At 53.1% G+C, this 16,572-nt stretch carries 23 protein-coding genes and 2 pseudogenes; 18 read left to right on the forward strand and 7 right to left on the reverse strand.

The genetic code is table 11. From position 1 onward, the window contains the following. The 7 genes from IPG22_07355 to IPG22_07385 form a co-directional block, all read right to left on the reverse strand. A partial coding sequence (locus IPG22_07355; protein MBK6588095.1) for a hypothetical protein occupies positions 1 to 292 on the reverse strand: 292 nt, incomplete at its 3' end. A gap of 400 nt (positions 293 to 692) precedes the next feature. Further along, positions 693 to 1,325 carry an antitoxin of toxin-antitoxin stability system gene (locus IPG22_07360; protein MBK6588096.1) on the reverse strand — a complete coding sequence of 211 codons (633 nt, stop codon included), beginning with the start codon at positions 1,323 to 1,325 and terminating at the stop codon, positions 693 to 695. A 1-nt stretch (position 1,326) separates the two neighbouring features. Then, positions 1,327 to 1,611: a hypothetical protein gene (locus IPG22_07365; GenBank protein MBK6588097.1), complete on the reverse strand. Its 285-nt coding sequence runs from the start codon at positions 1,609 to 1,611 to the stop codon at positions 1,327 to 1,329. Between the two features lie 12 nt (positions 1,612 to 1,623). Then, positions 1,624 to 2,205 (reverse strand): hypothetical protein, encoded by a 582-nt coding sequence (locus tag IPG22_07370; protein ID MBK6588098.1) that lies wholly within the window; start codon positions 2,203 to 2,205, stop codon positions 1,624 to 1,626. Between the two features lie 19 nt (positions 2,206 to 2,224). Continuing rightward, positions 2,225 to 2,386 (reverse strand): hypothetical protein, encoded by a 162-nt coding sequence (locus IPG22_07375; GenBank protein ID MBK6588099.1) that lies wholly within the window; start codon positions 2,384 to 2,386, stop codon positions 2,225 to 2,227. A gap of 259 nt (positions 2,387 to 2,645) precedes the next feature. Continuing rightward, the gene (locus IPG22_07380; protein MBK6588100.1) at positions 2,646 to 3,365 is read right to left on the reverse strand and encodes a hypothetical protein; all 720 of its coding nucleotides are present in this window, start codon (positions 3,363 to 3,365) and stop codon (positions 2,646 to 2,648) included. Between the two features lie 1,078 nt (positions 3,366 to 4,443). Then, on the reverse strand, positions 4,444 to 4,701 hold the full coding sequence (locus IPG22_07385; GenBank protein ID MBK6588101.1) for a hypothetical protein: 258 nt from the start codon (positions 4,699 to 4,701) through the stop codon (positions 4,444 to 4,446). A 190-nt stretch (positions 4,702 to 4,891) separates the two neighbouring features. Between IPG22_07385 and IPG22_07390 the strand changes: the two genes are divergently transcribed. The 18 genes and pseudogenes from IPG22_07390 to IPG22_07475 all read left to right on the forward strand — a co-directional run bounded on the left by IPG22_07390 (position 4,892) and on the right by IPG22_07475 (position 16,515). Continuing rightward, positions 4,892 to 5,392 carry a hypothetical protein gene (locus tag IPG22_07390; protein ID MBK6588102.1) on the forward strand — a complete coding sequence of 167 codons (501 nt, stop codon included), beginning with the start codon at positions 4,892 to 4,894 and terminating at the stop codon, positions 5,390 to 5,392. 160 nt (positions 5,393 to 5,552) lie between these two features. Continuing rightward, the gene (locus IPG22_07395) at positions 5,553 to 5,960 is read left to right on the forward strand and encodes a hypothetical protein (GenBank protein ID MBK6588103.1); all 408 of its coding nucleotides are present in this window, start codon (positions 5,553 to 5,555) and stop codon (positions 5,958 to 5,960) included. Next, positions 5,935 to 6,522 carry a DUF2800 domain-containing protein gene (locus IPG22_07400; GenBank protein ID MBK6588104.1) on the forward strand — a complete coding sequence of 196 codons (588 nt, stop codon included), beginning with the start codon at positions 5,935 to 5,937 and terminating at the stop codon, positions 6,520 to 6,522. Before IPG22_07395 ends, IPG22_07400 begins: the two co-directional genes overlap by 26 nt. A gap of 8 nt (positions 6,523 to 6,530) precedes the next feature. Next, complete coding sequence (locus IPG22_07405; protein ID MBK6588105.1) at positions 6,531 to 7,268, forward strand: DUF2800 domain-containing protein; 738 nt, start codon at positions 6,531 to 6,533, stop codon at positions 7,266 to 7,268. A gap of 127 nt (positions 7,269 to 7,395) precedes the next feature. After that, entirely contained in the window at positions 7,396 to 7,905 is a 510-nt protein-coding gene (locus tag IPG22_07410; GenBank protein ID MBK6588106.1) for a DUF2815 family protein, read from the forward strand. 532 nt (positions 7,906 to 8,437) lie between these two features. After that, entirely contained in the window at positions 8,438 to 8,788 is a 351-nt protein-coding gene (locus IPG22_07415; GenBank protein ID MBK6588107.1) for a hypothetical protein, read from the forward strand. Further along, positions 8,788 to 9,264 carry a site-specific DNA-methyltransferase gene (locus IPG22_07420; GenBank protein MBK6588108.1) on the forward strand — a complete coding sequence of 159 codons (477 nt, stop codon included), beginning with the start codon at positions 8,788 to 8,790 and terminating at the stop codon, positions 9,262 to 9,264. Before IPG22_07415 ends, IPG22_07420 begins: the two co-directional genes overlap by 1 nt. A 30-nt stretch (positions 9,265 to 9,294) precedes the next feature. Beyond that, a pseudogene (locus tag IPG22_07425) lies at positions 9,295 to 9,943 on the forward strand (site-specific DNA-methyltransferase). Next, positions 9,943 to 10,164: a hypothetical protein gene (locus IPG22_07430; GenBank protein MBK6588109.1), complete on the forward strand. Its 222-nt coding sequence runs from the start codon at positions 9,943 to 9,945 to the stop codon at positions 10,162 to 10,164. Before IPG22_07425 ends, IPG22_07430 begins: the two are co-directional and overlap by 1 nt. A 206-nt stretch (positions 10,165 to 10,370) precedes the next feature. Then, positions 10,371 to 12,569 (forward strand): annotated as a pseudogene (locus IPG22_07435) (DNA polymerase I). Between the two features lie 33 nt (positions 12,570 to 12,602). Continuing rightward, entirely contained in the window at positions 12,603 to 13,025 is a 423-nt protein-coding gene (locus IPG22_07440; GenBank protein MBK6588110.1) for a hypothetical protein, read from the forward strand. Positions 13,026 to 13,328: 303 nt separating this feature from the next. Next, on the forward strand, positions 13,329 to 13,541 hold the full coding sequence (locus IPG22_07445; protein MBK6588111.1) for a hypothetical protein: 213 nt from the start codon (positions 13,329 to 13,331) through the stop codon (positions 13,539 to 13,541). Continuing rightward, positions 13,498 to 13,884, forward strand: a complete 387-nt coding sequence (locus tag IPG22_07450) for a hypothetical protein (protein MBK6588112.1) — start codon at positions 13,498 to 13,500, stop codon at positions 13,882 to 13,884. The genes IPG22_07445 and IPG22_07450 overlap by 44 nt, the downstream gene beginning before the upstream one ends. Continuing rightward, positions 13,881 to 14,366, forward strand: coding sequence for a hypothetical protein (locus tag IPG22_07455; protein MBK6588113.1), 486 nt, complete (start codon positions 13,881 to 13,883; stop codon positions 14,364 to 14,366). The genes IPG22_07450 and IPG22_07455 overlap by 4 nt, the downstream gene beginning before the upstream one ends. Continuing rightward, entirely contained in the window at positions 14,360 to 14,728 is a 369-nt protein-coding gene (locus IPG22_07460) for a hypothetical protein (GenBank protein MBK6588114.1), read from the forward strand. Before IPG22_07455 ends, IPG22_07460 begins: the two co-directional genes overlap by 7 nt. Positions 14,729 to 14,821: 93 nt before the next feature. Further along, positions 14,822 to 15,256, forward strand: a complete 435-nt coding sequence (locus tag IPG22_07465) for a hypothetical protein (protein ID MBK6588115.1) — start codon at positions 14,822 to 14,824, stop codon at positions 15,254 to 15,256. Next, positions 15,253 to 15,597, forward strand: a complete 345-nt coding sequence (locus IPG22_07470; protein MBK6588116.1) for a hypothetical protein — start codon at positions 15,253 to 15,255, stop codon at positions 15,595 to 15,597. Before IPG22_07465 ends, IPG22_07470 begins: the two co-directional genes overlap by 4 nt. Positions 15,598 to 15,873: 276 nt before the next feature. Further along, complete coding sequence (locus IPG22_07475) at positions 15,874 to 16,515, forward strand: hypothetical protein (GenBank protein MBK6588117.1); 642 nt, start codon at positions 15,874 to 15,876, stop codon at positions 16,513 to 16,515. Positions 16,516 to 16,572 lie beyond the last annotated feature (57 nt).

Here is a 16,572-nt window from a genome sequence, read left to right on the forward strand (position 1 = left end):
ACGGCCATGCGCCGCTAATCTCGCACATAGCGTTAACGGTATCCTCAAAATATTCTTTCAAATCGGGAAATTCGATATGATCCGCGTTGTTACATCCGCCGGCGGTTTCTTCTAATCCTGCAATGTATTCCGCTATTTCTTCTGGCGTTTCGGCATATCCGTCAACAGCGGCCGCCATTGCGCGCCAGGCGTCCAATTCTGCTAGAAGGTCCGCGATATTGTCGCGCGTCAATTTTTCTGGCGAGTATTGCGCAATTTCTGACAGTGATTTATTTTCTGTAATATTTAGCATTTTGTTTTCCTCAATTAGCAAAAATCAATTTGATTATTATCGTTTTCGTAAACGTCCGATGTGCCAAACGTCCAGGCGGCATTCTGTAACTTGTCGCCTATTGAATTTAACCCACGGTCGAAAAATCCGGCGCCGTGTCCGTTTCGGGAAAACCAAAAATCTATTCCGAAACTATCCCAGGAAAACGCGCGATTTTGTTCGCTCAATTCGTTTTCCAATTCCGTAAGCAAACCAGCGGCCGCGCAATAACTGAGGAAATCCGCGCATGTTGACATTGCGTCAAATTCCGCTTTGTCGCTGAATTGGCAATCCGTAGAAGGTTGATCGCTTTCGCCCAATTCCGTAAACTCCACGGCGCTCATATATCCGCGGTAAACGGCGTTTAGGGTATCAATATTTTTTAACATGCTATTTCTCCATTCTCAAAAAATTCATATTCATTAGATAAAATGCTTTCTTCTATTGTTTCGTCTGAATTTATATATTCATATTCTTGTTCAAGGCGTTTATATATCCAGCGTGCAAATTCGCGCATTTCGTCTAATATTTCTTCGGAAATATCATCCTTGACTCTTTCTCCGAAACGGTCGAAAACATCCGCGCGCATTGTGTATTTGTGGTAATAACGGCCGGACGTTGAAATGTTCGCGCGCAATCCGTAGAAATTACGGCGTTGAATTTCTTGCAAGCGTTTGGCGATGTTTATTAGTGTGGCGTCATTTCCGCTTTCATACGCAACAGCGGCCGCGGCACCCTTTTTATATCTGTAGTCGCCTTCAAAACTTGCGCCGTCGCCTTGTGAAGAAAACCCGGAAAAATAGATTTTTGGCGTTTTTCCTGTAAATCCGTTTGAATTTCGCCAGGCGCGCGCGTCAACTGTAATACCGATTATTGACGCCATGTTTACCGCGTCGTCTATAACGTAAGAATAATCGGTTTCGTCTAAACATCCGCGGTACCATTCGCGCGCGTTTTTCTTTGCATCGTCTGATAATTCAGAGAATTGGTAGACCGTTTTTTCAATTGTGCGCATTTTATTTAATCTCCATAATGCGGGAATAGTGCCCGCGCATTTCTTCGGCGCGCACATCATCAATCCATTCAACGAAACAGCAAACACAAGCGCCTGACAGGTTATAGCGTGAAAAATCGCCCGCTTCATATTCTTTTTTCCATCCGGCGCCGTCATGCCGCGCAAGTTTACAAATTGCGCCGCGTTCACTATTGGCATGGATAATATAGCGGTTTACCCATGAATAATTTGCCTCTCCGCTGAATGTGTCTGTTACTTTGACAAAATAAATATTTTTCGTTTTCACGGTATCAATCCCCTAAATATAAACGCCGGTAAACATTTGATTCTTGCGCATGTATCTGTCAAAATTAAAATTTACGTTCAAATCACTATAAATCCCGTTTTTATAATCTGGCAGAATGCCGATTTTGCGCAATACTGAAATTGCCTCATGTTTCCATTGATCGCCATATCCGTATTGATACGGAATAGTTATATGCTTATATCCGCCGTTTTTCGTGGGAATTGAGATCCAGCATGAGAAATAAGTATTACCGTTTACCTTGTCAAACCATTTGCGGCCGGTAATTTCGATATTTTTAGTTTTATCGTAGTCGTCAACGATCAATTCAAGGCAATCCGCTATTGTCCGTTTTTGGATAATTGCGGCCGCGTCCGAAATACTAGCGGCCGGATATTTCGACCCAAATTCCTTACGGTTTTTTGCTGCGGCCGCTTTCGTCAATTCTTTGAACGTTGTGTAATGGTTTGTGCCTTGCAACATGGCGAAACCGCAATGTAGACGATCCGTGTTAGTTTCCGCGGAATTGAGTACCGTCAAAACCAAGTCATTAGCGGCCGCGGTTTTTGCGCCGGTCTCGAAAATGTGATTATTCATTTTTGCTTTCCTCTTTCAGTTACTTGGAAACGGCCGCCAATTGGCGCGCCAGGCGGTAAAGTGCAGACACGCCGTGTTTTTTGGCGTATTGACTCGCGGCATAGCGGCCGGCCGTGTTAACCATAGCGGCCGCGCGGATTGCGTAAAAAGCGGCCGGCGTTGAAGTTTCGTAAACGGACATGGTGTAATTCTCCAAAATTTTTAGCATTTGCTAAATGCTTCTACCTAAAAAACGCCGTTTTTCTTGTGCCGGCGCGGTTTCGGGCGTTTTTGCTTCTGCCCATGAATACAGATTATACGTCTAATTTACGCAGTGTCAACAATTTTTTAGCACATTGCAAAAAATAGTTGGGAACGCCTGTAGACGTGGGCGTTTACAGACTTTGCGAACAAGTAAAAACGCCCAAAAAACGCCAGGTTATCCGCGGCGGTTTATCCATCTATACGCCGGCGGCCGCTTGTTTGAGCATGTGCTGCAGGTTGAACGCATGGCAGGTCCGGCGCCAGGCTGACAGGTTGAACGCATTACAGGTCCGGCGCCAGGCTGACAGGTTGAACGCATGGCAGGTCCGGCGCCAGGCTGACAGGTTGAACGCATGGCAGGTCCGGCGCCAGGCTGACAGGTTGAACGCAGGCGCCAGCCGGTGGAACGCATGGCAGGTCCGGCGCCAGGCTGATAGGTTGAACGCATTCCAGCTCCGGCGCCAAGCTGACAGGTTGAACGCATGGCAGGTCCGGCGCCAGGCTGACAGGTTGAACGCATGGCAGGTCCGGCGCCAGGCTGACAGGTTGAACGCATGGCAGGTCCGGCGCCAGGCTGACAGGTTGAACGCATGGCAGGTCCGGCGCCAGGCTGACAGGTTGAACGCATGGCAGGTCCGGCGCCAGGCTGACAGGTTGAACGCATGGCAGGTCCGGCGCCAGGCTGACAGGTTGAACGCATGGCAGGTCCGGCGCCAGGCTGACAGGTTGAACGCATGGCAGGTCCGGCGCCAGGCTGACAGGTTGAACGCATGGCAGGTCCGGCGCCAGGCTGACAGGTTGAACGCATGGCAGGTCCGGCGCCAGGCTGACAGGTTGAACGCATGGCAGGTCCGGCGCCAGGCTGACAGGTTGAACGCATTGGCAGGTCCGGCGCCAGGCTGACAGGTTGAACGCATTACAGGTCCGGCGCCAAGCTGACAGGTTGAACGCATGGCAGGTCCGGCGCCAGGCTGACAGGTTGAACGCATGGCAGGTCCGGCGCCAGGCTGACAGGTTGAACGCATGGCAGGTCCGGCGCCAGGAAAACGAGGCTAAACCTTTGTTTTTATTGGCTTTCAACCTAACGGCGCCAGGTTAGAAAATGCTAGCGACATGGCCGAACCTGGTCGGAAACCGTTTTTTGGCCGATCGACCATCGAAAATCCAGGTAAAAAGTGGCCCGCAAATCGCAATCCGTTTTTGGAAAAAGTGCTTCCATCTTGAATTTTGTCAGCAATTTTGCTTCTGGCAGTCGGACACTCAGCGGGTCGGCGGCCCGCCCCGACCAGGCTAAGACCTGTTGAGACTGCTTTTGGCTAACCCCTAGCCGCATCTACCTGGCGGCCGATTGGGTAGCAGCACGCGAGCCGCAACCCATTACCCGGGCGGGTATTCCCCGCTTTGGTGGATTACTCCTTTGGCACTTGCCCTTCGGCAAGGGCGCAAGACGAGGCCCGCAGGGCTTCGATCGTCCTGGATAGGTTGTGGCAAACCTCTACATTGCGCGTGCACTGTTCGCCGGCCTTCACGTTGCAAAGGAGGTATGAGTCGCGCATTTCCGTATGGCCGGCGTCCGTTTTGGCAACAATCTATGCCAACTTGTGACTTACGCGATGAAGATTTTCATTCAATTCTGCGATTGTCCGTTGTAGCCCCGCAATCGTAGCGTCCTTTTCGGCGGCCTCCATATCAGTATGTCGCTTTGCGGCATTCCATACCTCCGCGGCTTCGGAAAAAGGCAAGGTACTGTTACCCGCCCACCAATGTTTCAATGCGCTATCGGACATTTCAGTTTACCCTTTCGTCAGCTACTTGGCGGTTTCGTTGGCTAAAATCAAAAACAAATGCTAAATATCTTGGGCAACAAGCTACTTGCGCGTTTTTAGTATTGCAATCGGCTATTACTTTGGGCATATTGCGATCCGTCAACGAGAAACGCTCCGTCGAAAATTTGCACCCCCGGTCGAAAAACTCCCCTCCCGGTTAAATTCATGGTCAATCCGCAATCACCGCAAAATCACCCCCCGCGGTCTTGTTTCCGAGACAGCGTTTGGCAAAATCACACTCCCGGCATTCCGGTGAGAGGTCGGTGCGGAACAACTCAGGCAACGAGCGATTCGCCTTGCGCAAAACCGCAACTGCGGCCTCGATACGCATTGCCAGGCCAGCGCGGACAACCGCCTCGCCGTTCTTGCGATACCCTCCGGCAACTTGGTGAAGCGTGCCGAGCGTCGTACCCTGACAACTCCGCAAGCATTGCCTTTTCCTCGCTCGTCGCAGCGTTCAGAAATACTCTTAATTGGTTCATTGGGTAGCCTTATGCCACATTGCAATTTGCCAAATTTAACACTTGCTAAACACTAAATCAACTGATATAACGATAACTCAGTATCAAATTAGTGCTGAAAAAAAAAGCTAGGCTCAAAGCCAAAGGAGAAGTACCATGAACGCGACGAAACATTTGAAGGCGGTCTACGATATACGCAGAGACAACCTGCGGGCGTATCTGAGGGACAACGGCGGCGCTACCTCCGTGTCGAAGCAGTTAGGGCACACGAACGCAAGTACGCTTTCGCAAATAACCGGCGCGAACGCAACCCGTTTACTTGGCGAGAAAGCCGCCAGGGAGTACGATCAAAAATTATCCCTCCCGGTAGGTTGGTTCGATGTTCAACGGGATTCCTACGGAAACGCAGTTGCGCACGAAGCACCGCATAAGCTAGACCAAAAAGACCCGCCGGTAGACCTGCGCAAAGCAACCCTGCTTGATTCCGATCGGTTGTCCTTCTGCTTAACTACTACCCTGGCCGCCAGTACGGAAAACAGCCGGCCGCTGTCATCCGCAAAGGCGATGGACATTGCGACCATAGCCTATGAGTCGAATCACCCCATTGGCGACACGCTAAAGGCCATTATCGAACGCCTTGTCAGGCTGGCAACGTAAATTTTTCCAACGCCGAAAGGCCCACAGCACAAGGGTTATCGGCGTTTTTCTTCGTCAGAATCTTTATACTTTGCTAAAAATAGTTTGCAATTTTGGAAAGCACTTGCTAAAGTTCGCTTGCTGCATATTTTTAACAACTGTTACAACATGGAGAAACCAAATGAGCCTTGAACTCGCTTTGCAAGAAAACACCGCCGCTGTTCTTCAACTGGTCGCCGCGTTGAAATCCGCCGGTAGTCCGAAGGCCGAGAAGGTGGCTTTGGGAAAGTCGAAAGAAGCCCCCGCGCAAACTGCTGCTACGGAACCTGCCGATACCCCCACTACTGCGGAACAAGTCGCTGCGCCGGAAGTGAAGGCATCGACCTCCGGCGAGCAATCCCCCTCCCCGGCTAAAAAAGAGCCGATGACGGCGGAACAGCGTGCGCCGATTCTGACCGCTGCGGTCGCCAAGGCTGGGCGTGATGCCGTGGTCGCGCTCCTGAAATCCTACGGTGCGGCCCGCGCAAGTGAAATCGCCCCCGAACGCCTGGCAGCTTTCGACGTTGAACTCAGCCGCATGGTTGCCTGACATGACCGCCCCGCAACCTAGCAAGCACGCTATCTGCTCTCCGTCATCCGCCTACAAATGGATGACGTGCGTAGGCAGTATCGCAATGGAGAAGCTGGCTGGCAACAAGGACCAGGCCGGCATGGCGGCGTCGGAGGGTACGTTCCAACATCACGTAGCGGCCCTGTGCCTTGAGAACAAACGCGCTGCGGAGTCGTACATCGGCTACCAGGAAAAGGTGGACGGTATCGACTTTACCTTCGACGAGGAACACGCCCGCACGGTGCAGGTTTATCTCGACACGGTTTGGGGTCATGTTGGTGATACCGGCGAATTGTTCATTGAACAGGGACTCGATATTTCCAGCATCACCGGGGAGCCGGATGCAATCGGGACCGCCGACGCGATTGTTGTACGCCACGGCGAGTTGATCGTGATCGACCTCAAGACAGGCCGCAACAATGTCGAAGCGTTTGGAAATCACCAACTGATTATCTATGCGCTGGCGGCATTGAAAGCGTACAACGAGGGCAAGTTGGTCGGTGCTATCCACATCGACAACACGGCCGCCGATCTTTTCTAGGGGATACCATGCAAACAATCAACACAATTCGCCTGGTAATCAGTCAGCCGAACGTCCGAAACGCACCGTCCGAATGGGATTTCAAGAACGATGCCGCGGTTGAGGCCGCACAAACCCGGTGCCTCGCGGCCGGTCTTGAAGCACTTGGCCTTATCGGGAAGCCGATTGACACTATTTCGGAATACCTTACCCCCGGTGAAAAGCAATGCGTCTATTGCCGTGCGAAGGCCGAATGTCCGAAGCTGGAAAAGGTCGTTGCGGAAGCGGTCGGCATGGACTTCGATTCCACACCGGACACCGCCGAAACGCACTACCCGGAGGACAAAGCGCGGCTTGCCAAGCTGTTCCTGCTTCTTCCCTTGATCGAAAAGTGGTCGAAAGCTGTTTCTCAAAAGACCATTGCCGGTGCACTTGCTGGCGAAATCGGCGAGGCCGAAGGGTTGAAAGTCGTAGAGGGCCGTGCCGGGAATCGCGCGTGGGATAACCCCGCAGAGGTTGAAGAAGAAATGAAGGCGATGCGAATCAAGCGAGACCAAATGTACACCTTCAATCTCGTTTCCCCGACGCGGGCCGAAAAGCTGATCGCCGAAGCCAATCCGCGCAAGTGGAAGAAACTGGCCGCCCGAATCACTCGCGCCGATGGTACGCCGACCGTTGTTGCCCTGGAAGATATGCGCCAGGCGATTAACGTAAAGCCCGCCGACGATTTTGAAGTGGTCGGCGAATCCGCTAACGATCTGTTGTAGCACGTCCGTAACTTTAGCAATCACCAAACCGCGGGTAGAAAATCGCCCGCAACTTTACAGAAAAGGAAACACGAAATGAAACTCTTTATCGAAGGCGCCCGCCTCTCGTTTGCCCACCAACTGTTCAATGCCGAAGCAATGGAAGAAGGGCAAACCAAAAAAGTTCGGCGCCGACTTCATTCTGGAAGAAACAACAAAGGTTCACAAAGTCACATCGGTCGACGGTAAGAAGGTCCGCACGCCGATTACGGCCGCGGCCGCAATGATCGAGGTTGCGAACGAAACCTGGAAGGGCAAGGGCAGGGAAATGCTTCACGCCCTTGAGCCCTCAAAGAAGTGCCTCCGCAACGGTGATGCGCGCCTTTCCAGTTCCGGCGAGGTTTATGTCGGGTATGAGGGCAAACTTTACTTCTCCGCAAAGAACGCCACGCGCCCGACGATTCTTGACAAGGACAAGACCCCGCTTACCGAGGCCGATGGTAAGCCCTATTCCGGTTGTTACGTCAATGCGTCAATCGAAATCTACGGCATGTCCGATATGAAGAAAAAGGGCGTGCACGCTTCCCTCAAGGGTGTCCAGTTCCACTCTGACGGCGAATCGTTTGGTGGCGGTGGCGTGGCATCCCCGACGGTTTGACGACCTGGGCGACACCGGCGGCGGTGCGGCTTCAAGCACGTCTGACAACGATCTGTTCTAAAGGGGCGCCACCATGAAATCCTCACCTTTCTACCGTTCGCGTGCGCCCATGGCGGCCCTCGCCGCGGCGCTCTCCGGTTCGGCTGAGTACATTCAAGCACTCAACGCGGCGCAAGGGTATCGCTCCCGCGGCAAGGGACTTGGGCAGCACTCCGGCAAGAAATCCTCTCGCGGGCCGCCGGGGCAGTTCGTCGGCTGAGTCGCTACGCCGGCAAGGTATCGCAAGGGGATGGGAGCACCGGCAAGAAATGGGGCAGTTCCTGGTCGCCACGCCGGCGTACGAATGGGGAATGCCACTGGAATTGCCACTGGAATGCTGAAAGCCTCCCCCGTCGCCTGTTGAAAAACCCCCTCCCCGCCTCGCTTGAGGCGGTTTTTTAGACGCCGGTTCCGACAAACCTTTTTAAGAAAGGAGTTGACGGGGTGCGGGAACACCTACCGGCGTCTAAAAAACCACAAAAGGAGAAGTGACATGAAACACATTGCCAGTTTTAGTCGTAGTGAAGTCGTAGATACGGCATACGCGAACCTTGGGGTTTTCCCGCTTGAGTTCAGCGATTGGCTATCCGACAACTTTCACGTTTGGGAGGCTTTTGTCTCGGAAGCGGACCATGTAATAGCCCGCGGATTCAAGCACTACTCAGCCAGGACCATCTTGCATGTCCTCCGGCACCACTACGCGATTGCCGAGTCGGTACCACAAGGCTGGAAGCTGAACAACAACAGGTCGCCGTACCTTGCGCGCCTGTTCGCAATCCTGCACCCGGTCCACGGCGGCCTGTTTGAGTTCCGCGAAACAAAGGCTGAAAGGCATGGTTTGTAATGTCCGTTAAGCTACTACATGGTGATTGCCTAAAGCTACTGATCGAACAACCGAGCAATTCAGTTGACGCGATCGTTACCGATCCGCCTTACGGCCTGGCGTTTATGAACAAGCATTGGGATTACGCTATCCCCGGTGTCGAAATATGGAAAGAGTGCCTGCGCGTACTCAAACCAGGCGGCCACTTGCTTTCATTCGCCGGCACGCGAACGCAACACCGAATGGCCGTCAACATCGAGGACGCTGGTTTCGAGATTCGGGATTTGATCGCCTGGGTACTCGGGTCGGGATTCCCGAAGTCTATGGATGTGAGCAAGGCAATAGACAAGGCGGCCGGCGCCGAGCGTGAAGTGGTTGGTGTACGCAAAGGAACTGCGAATAAAACCTTGTGCCAGGTTGAGAATGGAAAAGGGTTTGGCGCGACAGTGGTTGAAACCACCCCCGCAACAGACGCCGCAAAGCAATGGCAAGGTTGAGATACCGCGCTTAAACCCGCCCTTGAGCCAATCACCGTCGCGCGCAAACCTATTTCAGAAAAGACCATTGCGGCAAACGTACTTGCACACGGCACCGGCGGGCTGAACATAGACGCATCCCGCGTACCCCTTACCGATGACGCCGACGCCGCGGCTTTTGAGAGTAACCACCGCGTAACAGAGCGCCTACCGGAAAATCGAGGCGGGCAAAACCTTGGGCTACATGAGGGTGGCTGGAAACAGCGCGTAGGCGAGGCGGTAATCCCACCTGGCCGCTGGCCGGCGAATCTTATCCATGATGGGTGTACCGATGTTTTGGGCGCTTTCCCCAACGCCGCGCGGTTCTTCTACTGTGCCAAGGCGAGTAGCAAAGACCGGCACGCGGGTGAACAACCCAGGACCGCAATTCCAGCACGGAAATACGTTGCGCAAGACCGAGAACACGGATACCAAAGGGAACAACCACCCAACCGTCAAGCCAACCGACCTCATGCGATATTTGTGCAAGTTGGTAACACCGCCTGGGGGTGTAGTTCTTGACCCGTTTATGGGGTCCGGTAGCACCGGCCGCGCCGCCGTAATGGACGGCTTTCATTTTATCGGCATTGAGCGCGAATTGGAGTATTTCAACATCGCCACAAGCCGGGTGTACGCGGCGGTAGTGGAGGATTTACTGTAATGCAGTCGAAAATGCAATCCCTTATCGAAGCCTGGGTGAACGTGGTTATCGGCTTCGGCATCAACCTGATAGCTAATCTGATCGTCCTACCTGCTTTCGGGTATCGGGTAACGGTCGGTGACGCTTTCGGCATCGGCCTGGTCTTTACGGTTATTTCGATCGCCCGTAGTTACTTTATTCGCCGTTGGTTTAACAGTTTTTTGCGAAAGGCTTTTCGATAATGGCAAATCGTTTCTTCGTTGACTTCAAGGAAAGCGCCAAGGGCGAAATTGTCGGCGGCATCAAATTCCCCCGCGATTCGGTCTTTGTCCTTGAGTCGCTGGCAGAGATTGTTACCCAATTCAGTGAGGTATGTTGCGTCCCGCCAGAAGAAATAATCGTTGATGTTCTGGCGGTGCTGCGAAAACTCAAACGCAACGGTTCTGCAATGAGTGCCCCGTTCTTTCTCGATACCGAGACATTCAGCAAAACGGACATTCGCAACGGAACTGACAACTACGCCCGCGATGCCGAAATAATGATCTGGACTTACGCCCGCGGCGACCGCCCGGTAGTTGCCTATGACGCTACCACCGGCGCGCGTATGCCTAGCGAACTTGAGGACAATCTACTTGACGAGCGCGTTACGCTGATCGCCCACAATGCCACGTTCGACCGGACGGTTCTGCACTTCAACGGCTTCCCAACTCCGGCCGAAAGGTGGCAATGTACAATGGCGCACGCATTGGCACATAGCCTACCCGGCGGCCTGGACAAGTTGTGCGAAATCTTCAAGGTCGCCGATGACATGGCGAAACTCAAAGACGGCAAAGCACTCGTTCACCTGTTCTGCAAACCGCGGCCAAAGAACATGAAGTTGCGCCGTGCGACCAGGAAACGCACCCGGCGGAATGGGCGCGGTTCGTGGAGTATGCGATAAATGACGTTGCGGCCATGCGCGAAGTGCGCCGCTTGATGCCCAACTGGAACTACGGAACAGAAAGCGAAACCGCCCTCCGCGAACTGGACTTGTGGCACATGGACCAGAACATAAACCGATCGGGCGTATTGGTCGATATTGATCTGGTCAACGGCGCAATTACTACCGCCGAACGCGCAAAGAGCCTGCTTGCTGTTGAGGCGAATGAACTATCGGAAGGCGCGATCGAGGCGACTACCCAACGGGATGCCCTTCTGCGCCTACTTTCAGACGTGTATGACGTTTGGCTACCAGATTTGCGGGGTGCCAATGTGGAGCGTTTGCTTGCATCCGATCTACAACTTGCCGGAGGTCGTCGTAAGTCTGTTGAACAATCGCCTTTCGGCAAGCAGTACGTCCGTCAAGTACAAAAGTTCAAGCAACTTACCGGCCCGGACAACCGATTGAGAAATACAATCCAGTTTTGCGGCGCCATGCGCACCGGCCGCGATGCCGGCCGCGGAGTGCAGTTGCAGAACCTCCCCAGGCCGACGCTAAAGCAGAGCGTCATCGAGGCGGGTATTGCGGCGATCAAGGCCGACTGCGCCGATCTGGTATTCGATGATCCTATGCGCCTACTATCATCAGCCGTTCGCGGTTGCCTGATAGCACCCCTGGCAAGAAACTCGTTGTCGCTGACTTGTCGAACATCGAGGGCCGGTTTTTGGCCTGGCTCGCGGGCGAGACATGGAAATTGCAGGCGTTTGCCGATTTCGACACCTGCATGGGCGTTGACGGCAACTGTACACCGGCGATCAGATCAGGGACGCCGTACTCTCCGGCAATCCTGTTGAACTCAGTTGGATAAGAAGGTGAACCGACGCGCAAGGGTTATGACCTGTATGCACTCGCCTACTCAAAGGCGTTTCGCATCACGCCAGAGGCCGTCATGGAGAACAAATCTTCCGGGGATGGTTCGTTCCGGCAAATCGGCAAAGTTATGGAGTTGGCCCTTGGCTACGAGGGCGGCGTAGGTGCGTTCGTAACTTTCGCAGTTGCCTATGGAATCGACTTGGATCAAATGGCAGAGGGTGCGGCTGGAAACATCCCCGAACGTATTTGGCGGGAAGCGGAACGCGCACACGAATGGGCAGTAAAAACCAAACGTGACTACGGAATGAAGAAGAAAACCTGTGGTTTGCGACTCGTTCAAGCGCCTTTGGCGCGAAGCCCATCCCGAAACAGTCGGCTTCTGGAAAGAGTTGGAACAGGCGTTCCGCCTGGCGCTTGACACCCCGGCCGCACGTTCTATGCCCGCAAGATTTCCGCTACAAAATTGGGCGCATGGATGACACTTACCCTACCATCCGGCCGGAAGCTGTGCTACCCATCCCCACGGTACGACGAAAACGGCAAACTCAGTTACATGGGTATCAATCAGTTCAGCCGGCAATGGAACAGGCTCAAGACGTATTCCGGCAAACTGGCGGAAAACGTGACGCAAGCCGGAAGCCGCGACGTTCTAAAAAGCCCCGGTGCGCCGTATCCTCGATTACGGATATGAAATCAAGATTCCGGTACATGACGAGCAAATTACCGAGGCGGTCGACCTTCCCCTGCTATTCCGACGCGCACCTTGCCGCGCTCATGTCGGATAACCCCGCCTGGGCCAAGGGCTTACCGCTTGCTGCAGCGGGGTTTGAAAGCAACAGATATAGAAAGGATTGATGTGGTGAAAGACAAGGAAAGGTCGCCATGCGGATGAAAGCCTACTACGAGGCGAACCGCGAGCAGATCGTCGCAGGCCAGAAAGCCTACTATGAATCGACCAAGGAAAAGGTAGCCATGCAGAAGAAAGCCTACTATGAAGCAAACAGGGAAAAGATATTAGCGCGGAAGAAAGCCTACTATGAATCTAACAAGGAAAAGGTAGCCATGCGGATGAAAGCCTACAATGAAGCAAACAAGGAAAAGTTAGCCATGCAGAAGAAATCCTACAATGAAGCAAACAAGGAAAAGTTAGCCATGCAGAAGAAATCCTACCGTGAAACGAACAAGGCGCGGATATACGCGCATGCCAACGCACGTAGACTATTCAAAGGTGCATCCCGCCTTTCCAAAGCGTACATTAGCCAAACCGCAGAGGAACAAGCTGGCCCGCGAAATCGCCGAACTATCCGGTGATGCTATACACGTTGACCACATCATACCGCTTAAAGGCGTAACATAGGACGGCGCCGATGTTAGCGGGTTGCATGTTCCCTGGAACCTTACGATTGTCCACTATAGAACGAACCTACAAAAGCACAACAAAGCACTGAATAGCGACGCACTAGCATTTAGCAATCTGCAAATAATTGTTGACGATACGTTTAGCGTTTGATAAAGTTCGTTTCGCACCAACTAAATCAACTAGGAGAAACCAAATGGGTAGCACTGAGAGGAAAGCAAGCCAGAAAGCCTACTACGAGGCGAACCGCGAGAGGATTGCCGAACGCCAGGAAAGCCTACTACGCAGAGAACCGCGAGAAGATCGTCGCACGCCAGAAAGCCTACTACGGGCGAACCGCGAGAGATCGCCGCCCGCAGAGGCGTGGACCGGAAACGAAAGCGGCCTACGCAAAGGAGTATTACGCAGCAAACCGCGAACGTCTGATTGCGTATCAAAGAGAATCCGCAAAAACCTACATGGGCAAATAAGGAGAAGCAAAATGCATACGCCCGGTATTTTTCACTCCCCGGATTTCGCCTCGTCCTTTCGCCAGTGCTACAAGGCGCGGTAATCATGGCTATCGTGCTGTTCGCAAACAGCATATTGTCGCAGCGCGCGGAGGCGGGGCAGCAAGCGGAAGAAACCAGGCTTGAGGCTAAAATTTCAAAGCAGGCCGGTTACATCGCCTCGCTCGAAAAGACCCTTGCGATGTGCCTAACCCGCGGCGATCACCCCCTAACAATCGGCGGCGAATTGTGGTTCTGCGGCGCCGCCAATACCGGGATAAAAATGAAAAAAAAACGGATTCCAGCACGGGACATTACAGCATGAGCTTGATAGATAAAAAAGAAGCATTTGCCGAACTCGTAAAAAGTGGGCGCAGCGGATATTCAGTTATCGACACGGCCCTGGACAAAATCGCAGGACTTGAACAGCAACTCGCCGAGCGCGACGCAAAGATTGTGCGTCTTGAGGAGCAGGCCGCACGACTTTTGCACGGACTTGCAAAATGTGGAGAAGCGCGCGACTGCCTCAAGCAGCAACTCGCCGCCAATGATGCAGCACTCTATAACACCGCCCGAAAAGCGGCACGTATTGCGATGGAAAAATGCAAGAACGCAACAGGCCAGCGTCGCAAGATTGAAATGTATGTCAGCGCAAACCAGATCGCAGAGGATGTGCTAGACGCGATCAACAATGGACTAGAGAAATTAGCGCATCAAAGAAAAAGCGGGAACTCAATCGTGCGACTATGGAACACGGTGCTTCAAAGTTGTCTGCGCAATTTGCAACTGCTAATCACACGATGCTGAATATTACCGAGAGTATTGCAGCAAACCATATCTCAAAACTTGAACAGCGACTCTCCGACGCAACCAAGCAGAACGTGCTGCTGCGGAATGCAATCGACGCTCACTTGAATCCATGTGGTTGCCTTAAAGGTTGTGAGTTTTGCAACGGGAAGTATTCACTTGACGAAGCACTCGCCGCCACGGCTGACCTTGGCGAGTACACCCTATGCGAGAAGGAGCCTGTTGCTGGGCTTCACGAGAATCGCCCAGATGCTGACGTTATTACCCACGCAGTAAAGAATGTATGGAATGGTGTGGTCGTTGGGAGAATGGCTCAATACTCGATCACACTCTACGCCCAGAAAGGACTGACGAAATGGTAACTAACTGCCCTAAATGTGGATTGCCGCGATTCGCCGGTGTTGGAGGCTATGCAGGCCCACAGTGCACCCTGCCTAGTTACTAACTTTGCCGTTGTGGATCCAGTTGTACGACAGCAACAAGAAATCGAATCCCTGCGCCAGCAACTCGACCACATTAAAGAGGTTGATTTTCCGCGCAAAGTCGAAGCAGTTTCGAATGGATGGAGGACTCGCCTCGACGCAGAAAGAATCGTTGCCAAGGAGCGTTTTGAAAAACTATTAAGTTGGGTTGATGATTACTGCGAGGTTGATGACAAAGACTTTATAGAAATAGAGCCTGTCGTTAATGCCGTTCTAGGAGAGGCCATAGAAACAAACCCACTGAGTGACCTGCGCCAGCAACTGTCAGCCGCGCAAGCCAGGATTGACGAACTCATGCTGGAATACTGCCCAGAAGAAATGACCAATGAGCAGATAGCCGAGTACGAGAAACATCAACGTCCGGCGTGGAGGAACTTTTCCTTGGAGTTGAAAAAGGAGCAGAAATGAGCGACGCGAAAAGAAAGTTAAGTGATTGCATCAGGCCAACAGTTGAAGCCGCACCGTGGGTTATCGAAGCAGTGCTTGAATTGGAAAACAAACTCGCCGCAGCACAGGAAGAGCTTAACGCTGAGCGCAATCGCCGGTTTGAAGGCAATCGTATTTCAAGCCAAGAATATAACGACTGTCAGAAGCGCGATGTGATGCTACGGGAGGCGCTAGAAGACAAAGCGACAAAAGCGCTGTTCCGAGCGTGGAGCCTTGGTCAAAAATATTGGCAACAGGCCGATAGTGATTCTTACACGCAGAACGCAAAGGCTACTATGACACAAAGAAGTTTCAGGAATTGATTGATGAGTTTCGCTCAGGAGAATGGACACCGGAAACACTGGCAGGTGAAAGACTTGAAGCGATTTTTTTATCAAGATGGCAATGGGACGCGTTGGGTCTATAGCGAAGACGCCTGCGCTTCAATAAGCGGGCCGGATTCTGACGACCGAGAGATTGGCCGGGCGGTGCTGTGCTTGGGAGCTAATCCAACCCGACGACTCCGCGCTCAAGGCGTGGCTTGAAATGAGCAACACCGCCGACTGTCGGCCACAGTCATCTTTGCAAGGAGTAGTGAAATGAAGCGCATCAAAGTGTTTGTTCTCTCGGCCCTCGTGGCTGTTTCATCCCTGATTATGGGGTCGGCCTTCGCCACCACTATCGGCAACCCGCCGGGAGGCGGCATTCAAGCCCAGACCCAAGGTCAAGCCCAGATTCAGGGTCAGGCGCAAGGTCAAGGCCAAGCGCAATTCACCAATGTCGATGTCTCCAACCGCATCTCGAATGACGTCCGCTCCAATGCGGCGGCCTTCGCTGGTGGCGGTGATGCCAAGTCCGGTTCGTTCAGCAAGTCCAGTTCGGGCGGCAACACCCTGAGCAACGGCGGCAACACGCTGACGGTCAATGCGGCACCCATCCCGACGCAGACCACGACCCGTATCGAGCAGAGTGACTACACCGTCAAAAACGTCCCGTCGGTCTTCAGCGGCAATGTGTATCCGACTGCCCCCTGTATGGGGTCCAGTACCGTTGGTGGCGCTGGGGTCGGTTTTGGCTTTTCAGTTGGAACATCTTGGAAAGACGACGAGTGCGGAATCCGTGAAACCAGTCGCAGCTTCTCCGGTCTCGGACTGAAGGAAGACGCGCTGGCTGTTCTCTGCACCAGCGAGTATGCCAAGGCAGCGCCGGCCTTGCGTCGCCCGCGAACAGGCCCAGCCTAAGTAATGCCAAGGGCGGTGACAGCACCCTTCCACATTACACAGGAGAAAAGATGAAAG

The organism is Acidobacteriota bacterium, from assembly GCA_016703965.1.
Lineage (GTDB): Bacteria > Acidobacteriota > Blastocatellia > Pyrinomonadales > Pyrinomonadaceae > OLB17.